The sequence below is a fragment of the Staphylococcus kloosii genome (assembly GCF_032139365.1).
Taxonomy (GTDB): domain Bacteria; phylum Bacillota; class Bacilli; order Staphylococcales; family Staphylococcaceae; genus Staphylococcus; species Staphylococcus kloosii_A.
In genome coordinates, this window is record NZ_JAVTDB010000080.1 from 26,464 (window position 1) to 33,007 (window position 6,544).

Below are 6,544 nucleotides of genomic sequence, written 5' to 3' on the forward strand. Positions count from 1 at the left end.
AAGTTAATTTGTAAAATATACAGGTATCTTTAATGTTAACAATCACAGACTGTTTCTTGATTGAAGGAAACAGTCTATTTTTATTGAGAAATTCAGTTTAGTACAATGAAAGACATTGGATTTGTCGTGAATGTTGTTGTGAGGAGGGATTAATATTGGAAGTTAATACAACTGAATGGGATGACAATAGTCATATCGTTTTAGCGGTATCAACAGGTATCGATAGCATGGTATTACTACATTTATTAAGTACTGTTTTAAAACCCAGTTATAGAAAACTTACTTGTTTACACGTTAATCATGGATTAAGACTTGCATCTAACGAAGAAGAACAGTTTATTCAACAATATTGCAGAGATTTAGATCTCCCCTTACATATTAAAACGTTGAATCTGAACCACATAGTAGATAAGGGTAACAGCATTGAAAATGAAGCGCGACATTTACGTTATGATTGGTTTGATAATCAGATGAAGGCATTAGGTGGTGATGTATTGTTAACTGCGCATCATCAAGATGACCAAATTGAAACGATTTTTTATCGCTTAATGACAGGTAAATCGACACGTAGTAGTTTAGGCATAGCTGAAGTGAGTTGGAGAGAAGACTATAAAATTGTACGTCCACTACTCAATGTCTCAAAACAACATATTCAGCAGTATCAAACGCAACATCAGATACCATTTTATGAGGACGAAACGAACAGTCAAAACGACTACGTACGTAATGATATTCGTAATCGCATACTACCAGCAATTGAACAAAATGAGCAACTTAAGCCACAACAATTGTTAAAATTAAAAGCATGGCATGATGAACAATTATTACATCTACAAGCAAGGGCTCAAGCGTTTTTACAAATTAATAGTAGCGATGATTTGACTGCGCCGTTGTGTATTTCAAGATCTGAATTCAATGCATTAGACTACGCTTTAAAAATAATGGTGCTCGACGTGGCTTTGCAGAAATTGAACACTGGGTTAGTATTTCCGGAAAAAACTTATAACGATTGGTTGCGTCAATTATGTGAAAACGTTAGCCAATCAATATTATATTCGTCGGAAAAATGGATAATTCATATTGCATATGATAAATTTATTATAATGGCAAATTATAGCCAGCAATTAAAAAATGTGACGATAACACAACCAGACATGTACCAATTTGGGCATTACAACATCGAGATAAATAAAGCAATGCCACAACATCAATTCCCATTAACTGTGCGAACGCGAATAGACGGCGATAAGTTTAAGCTAAATGGTGTAGAAGGTCATAAAAAGGTAAGTAGATTGTTGATTGATCACAAAGTTATAGCTGATGAGCGCAATCAATTACCTGTAATTATCAATAATCAAAATGAAATTATTGCAGTTGGCACTTTATTTATAAAGGAAAGGTATAAACAAGCAATAAAGATAAAAAATATGGGAGATGAACTTGGAAATGCATGATGATTTGAAGGAAGTTTTACTTACAGAAGAGGATATACAATCAATTTGTAAAGATTTAGGGAAGCAACTGACAAAAGATTATCAAGATAAACCACTTGTCTGTATTGGGATCTTAAAGGGTTCAATTATGTTTATGACTGACTTAATTAAACGTATTGATACTCACTTATCAATCGATTTTATGGATGTATCAAGTTACCATGGTGGAACAGAATCTACTGGAGAAGTACAAATTTTAAAAGACTTGAGTTCATCAATTGAAGGTAAAGATGTATTGATTATTGAAGATATCCTTGAAACAGGAACAACATTAAAATCAATCACTGAGTTGTTGGAATCTCGTCGTGTTAATTCATTAGAAATTGTGACGTTATTGGATAAACCAAATCGTCGTAAAGCGAGTATCGAGGCGAAATATGTAGGTAAGAAGATACCTGATGAATTTGTAGTTGGGTATGGTTTAGATTACAAAGAACTTTACCGTAACTTACCTTACATCGGTACTTTAAAACCAGAAATTTATTCAAATTAAAGCAAGTCAATTTAACCTTTAATGATGTTGTTATATACTGGATATTCAACCCTTGGTAAAATTAACTTTAAGGGCATAAGGTAATAAAAGTACTACATAAATTAGGGGAATAATTTGTTTGAATATTTGAATTCAAAAAACTAAAATAACGAGAGTTGTAAGCGCAACACTAAAGTTGAAATACTAGCCTTTAAATGTACTATTGTGTTACAATTTTTGTTAGTTTTATTATTGAAGTAGGAGGAAATGACGCATGCAGAAAGCCTTTCGCAATGTGCTAGTAATCGCAATCATTGGCGTTATAATTTTTGGTTTATTTTCATGGCTTAATGGAAATGGCAATATGCCGAAAAAGCTTACTTATAATCAATTTGTGAAACAACTTGATAAAGGTGAGTTAAAATCACTAAAAATACAACCAGAGCAAAATGTTTATATGGTGAGTGGTAAAACCGATAAAGGTGAAGATTATTCTTCAACTATTCTATATAACAACAATAAAGAATTAGAAAAAATTACAGATACAGCACAAAAACAACATGATTTAAAATTTACAGTTAAAGAAGAAGAAAAACAAAGTGTATTCGTAAGTATATTAACTACATTAATTCCAGTATTAATTATCGCGTTATTGTTTATATTCTTCTTAAGCCAAGCACAAGGTGGCGGCGGTGGCGGTCGTATGATGAACTTTGGTAAATCCAAAGCTAAAATGTACGACAGTCAGAAAAAACGTGTTCGCTTCTCTGATGTAGCTGGTGCAGATGAAGAGAAACAAGAACTTATCGAAATTGTGGACTTCTTAAAAGATAACAAGCAATTTAAACAAATGGGTTCACGTATTCCTAAAGGGGTGCTATTAGTAGGCCCTCCAGGGACAGGTAAAACTTTATTAGCCCGTGCGGTAGCTGGTGAAGCAGGTACGCCATTCTTCTCAATCAGTGGTTCAGACTTTGTTGAGATGTTTGTTGGTGTTGGTGCCAGTCGTGTACGTGACTTATTCGAAAATGCTAAGAAAAATGCGCCTTGTATCATTTTCATAGATGAAATTGATGCAGTTGGACGTCAACGTGGTGCAGGTGTTGGTGGCGGACACGACGAACGTGAACAAACGCTAAACCAATTACTAGTTGAAATGGATGGTTTTGGTGAAAATGAAGGTATCATTATGATTGCCGCTACTAACAGACCAGACATCCTTGACCCAGCATTATTACGTCCTGGACGTTTCGATAGACAAATACAAGTTGGTCGTCCAGATGTTAAAGGCCGTGAAGCAATTCTGCATGTTCACGCTAGAAACAAACCGCTTGATGAAACAGTGGATTTAAAAGCAATTTCTCAAAGAACACCTGGCTTCTCTGGTGCAGATTTAGAAAACTTATTAAACGAAGCTTCATTAATTGCTGTACGTGAAGGTAAGAAAAAAATCGACATGCGTGATATTGAAGAAGCAACAGACCGCGTAATCGCTGGGCCAGCTAAAAAATCACGTGTTATTTCCGAAAAAGAAAGAAATATTGTTGCTCACCATGAAGCAGGACATACAATTATTGGTATGGTGTTAGACGAAGCCGAAGTCGTTCACAAGGTTACGATTGTGCCACGTGGACAAGCTGGTGGTTATGCGATGATGTTACCTAAACAAGATCGCTTCTTAATGACTGAACCAGAGTTATTAGATAAAATTTGTGGTCTACTTGGTGGCCGTGTGTCTGAAGATATTAACTTTAATGAAGTATCAACAGGGGCATCAAATGACTTTGAACGTGCTACACAAATTGCACGTAAGATGGTTACTGAATATGGTATGAGTGAAAAACTTGGACCATTACAATTTTCTAGCGGTAGCGGTGGCCAAGTGTTCTTAGGTAAAGATATGCAAGGCGAAGCAGAATATTCTGGCCAAATTGCATATGAAATCGATAAAGAAGTTCAACGCATAGTGAAAGAGCAATATGCACGTGCGAAAGAAATCTTATTAGAACACAAATCACAATTAGAATTAATTGCGAAAACACTGCTTACTGAAGAAACATTGGTTGCTGAACAAATTAAATCATTGTTCTACGATGGTGTATTACCAGAAGTTAATTACGATGATGCGAAAGTTGCTAACAAAGAAGATTCAGATTTCCAAGAAGGAAAATATGGTAAATCTTATGATGACATTCGCAAAGAACAACATGAATTAACAAACAATGATAATCAAGATAATAATGACTCTAGCGACAGCGAACAAAGCGATAGCGATGATCAAGAACAAAGTGATGAACAAACTGGTCATGAACAAGCACCGAACATCGATAAACCAAGCAATCCAAGTGATCCTAACGATCCAAGCAATAGAAATTAATTTAAGCGTTACTCCTTTTCTACTAAACAATGAATTAGTAGAAAAGGAGTTTTTATGTTTATGTGGAAAAATAATTGGGCGCAAACAAATAGATGGCAATTTTACTTCTAAGCTATTACAATATATTGAATGTAAAATTAAAGTGATTGTACAAAATATTAAAACGAAAAATAAACTTTCACAAAAAAGGAGACATAAAGAATGACAAAAGATTATATTGTTAAAGCTCTTGCATTTGATGGACAAATTAGAGCTTATAGCGCATTAACAACTAAAACAGTGCAAGAAGCACAAACTAGACATTATACTTGGCCGACTGCATCTGCCGCATTAGGTCGTACAATGACAGCGACAGTTATGATGGGGGCAATGTTAAAAGGTGATCAAAAATTAACTGTTACACTTGATGGCCAAGGTCCAGTAGGTAAAGTGATCGCTGATGCAGATGCAAAAGGAAATGTTAGAGGATACGTTACCAATCCACAAACACATTTCCCGTTAAATGATATTGGTAAATTAGATGTTAGCAGAGCTGTCGGTACTAATGGTTCACTAACCGTTGTAAAAGATGTAGGCATGAAAGATTACTTCTCAGGTTCAAGTCCGGTTGTGTCTGGAGAAGTTGGTGATGATTTCACTTACTATTTCGCAAAGAGTGAACAAGTACCTTCTTCAGTTGGTTTAGGTGTATTAGTTAATCCGGACAACTCTATCAAAGCGTCTGGCGGTTTTATTATTCAAGTAATGCCAGGGGCAACAGATGAAACAATTACAAAATTAGAAGACGCTATAAATAATATGACACCTGTTTCTAAACTGATTGACCAAGGTTTATCACCCGAAGCATTGTTATATGAAGTTTTAGGCGAATCTAATGTTCAAATTTTAGAAGAATTACCGACTCAATTCGAATGTAATTGTGGGCATGATAAGTTCTTAAATGCAATCAAAGGTTTAGGAGAAGCTGAAATTAACAGTATGATTGAAGAAGACCACGGTGCAGAAGCCGAATGTCATTTCTGTCGCAGTAAATATGAATACAGTGAAGAAGAATTACAGGCACTAATTCAAAACTAAAATACACTTGAAATATTGAAATTAAATAATAATTTAGTGCTATAGTAAGTTAAAGTTGTATTTGCTGAAAAATCTGATAAAATAGAAATATATCCGAGAGAAAAAGTAAGTTTTAACTTTTATAAACAAAGGAGCGTTTCTTATGACAAACAATCGTTTTGAAAACATTGTAGACGTAATTGGCAATACACCTGTAGTTAAATTAAATAGAGTAGTAGATGAAGATGCAGCTGATATCTATGTTAAACTTGAATACCAAAATCCAGGTGGTTCAGTTAAAGACCGTATCGCGCTAGGTATGATTGAACAAGCTGAAAAAGATGGCAAAATTAAACCGGGCGACACTATTGTAGAACCAACAAGTGGTAACACTGGTATTGGTTTAGCATTCGTATGTGCAGCCAAAGGTTATAAAGCTGTATTCACTATGCCAGAAACAATGAGTCAAGAGCGTCGTAACTTATTAAAAGCTTATGGTGCAGAAGTTGTACTAACACCTGGATCAGAAGCAATGAAAGGCGCTATTAAAAAGGCTAAAGAATTAAAAGAAGAGCATGGTTATTTTGAACCTCAACAATTTGAAAACCCAGCTAACCCTCGTATTCACGAATTAACTACGGGTCCAGAATTAGTTAAGCAATTTGAAGGTAAAACAATCGATGCATTCTTAGCTGGTGTAGGTACTGGTGGAACTTTAACTGGCGTTGGCAAAGTGCTTAAAGAAAAATACCCTGAAATTCAATTAGTAGCTATCGAACCAGAAGATTCACCTGTATTAAGTGGTGGAGAACCTGGACCTCATAAATTACAAGGTTTAGGCGCAGGCTTTGTACCTGACACACTAGACACAGAAGTTTACGACGACATTATTAAAGTTGGTAATGAAACTGCAATGGATATGTCTCGTAAAGTTGCTAAAGAAGAAGGTATTTTAGGTGGTATTTCTTCAGGCGCTGCGATTCACGCTGCAATTAAAAAAGCTAAAGAATTAGGTAAAGGCAAAACTGTAGTTACAGTATTACCAAGTAATGGTGAGCGTTACTTATCAACACCATTATATTCTTTCGAGTAATATCATACCCGATATAGATTTTAACCGGACACTTCCAATAAAGTGTTCGGTTT

5 protein-coding genes are annotated in these 6,544 nt (G+C 35.1%); all 5 read left to right on the forward strand.

The genetic code is table 11. The features are described from left to right. Nucleotides 1-155 precede the first annotated feature (155 nt). The 5 genes from tilS to cysK all read left to right on the forward strand — a co-directional run bounded on the left by tilS (nucleotide 156) and on the right by cysK (nucleotide 6,491). Complete coding sequence (gene tilS / locus RPL90_RS11660; protein WP_313549847.1) at nucleotides 156-1,454, forward strand: tRNA lysidine(34) synthetase TilS; 1,299 nt, start codon at nucleotides 156-158, stop codon at nucleotides 1,452-1,454. After that, the gene (gene hpt / locus RPL90_RS11665) at nucleotides 1,447-1,986 is read left to right on the forward strand and encodes a hypoxanthine phosphoribosyltransferase (RefSeq protein WP_313549862.1); all 540 of its coding nucleotides are present in this window, start codon (nucleotides 1,447-1,449) and stop codon (nucleotides 1,984-1,986) included. Before tilS ends, hpt begins: the two co-directional genes overlap by 8 nt. Before the next feature lie 253 nt (nucleotides 1,987-2,239). After that, complete coding sequence (gene ftsH / locus RPL90_RS11670; protein WP_313549850.1) at nucleotides 2,240-4,342, forward strand: ATP-dependent zinc metalloprotease FtsH; 2,103 nt, start codon at nucleotides 2,240-2,242, stop codon at nucleotides 4,340-4,342. A gap of 201 nt (nucleotides 4,343-4,543) precedes the next feature. Beyond that, a complete protein-coding gene (hslO, locus tag RPL90_RS11675; protein WP_313549853.1) occupies nucleotides 4,544-5,419 on the forward strand; it encodes an Hsp33 family molecular chaperone HslO in 876 nt (291 codons plus the stop codon). A 142-nt stretch (nucleotides 5,420-5,561) separates the two neighbouring features. Then, a complete protein-coding gene (gene cysK, locus RPL90_RS11680; RefSeq protein ID WP_313549856.1) occupies nucleotides 5,562-6,491 on the forward strand; it encodes a cysteine synthase A in 930 nt (309 codons plus the stop codon). The last annotated feature ends 53 nt before the right edge of the window (nucleotides 6,492-6,544 follow it).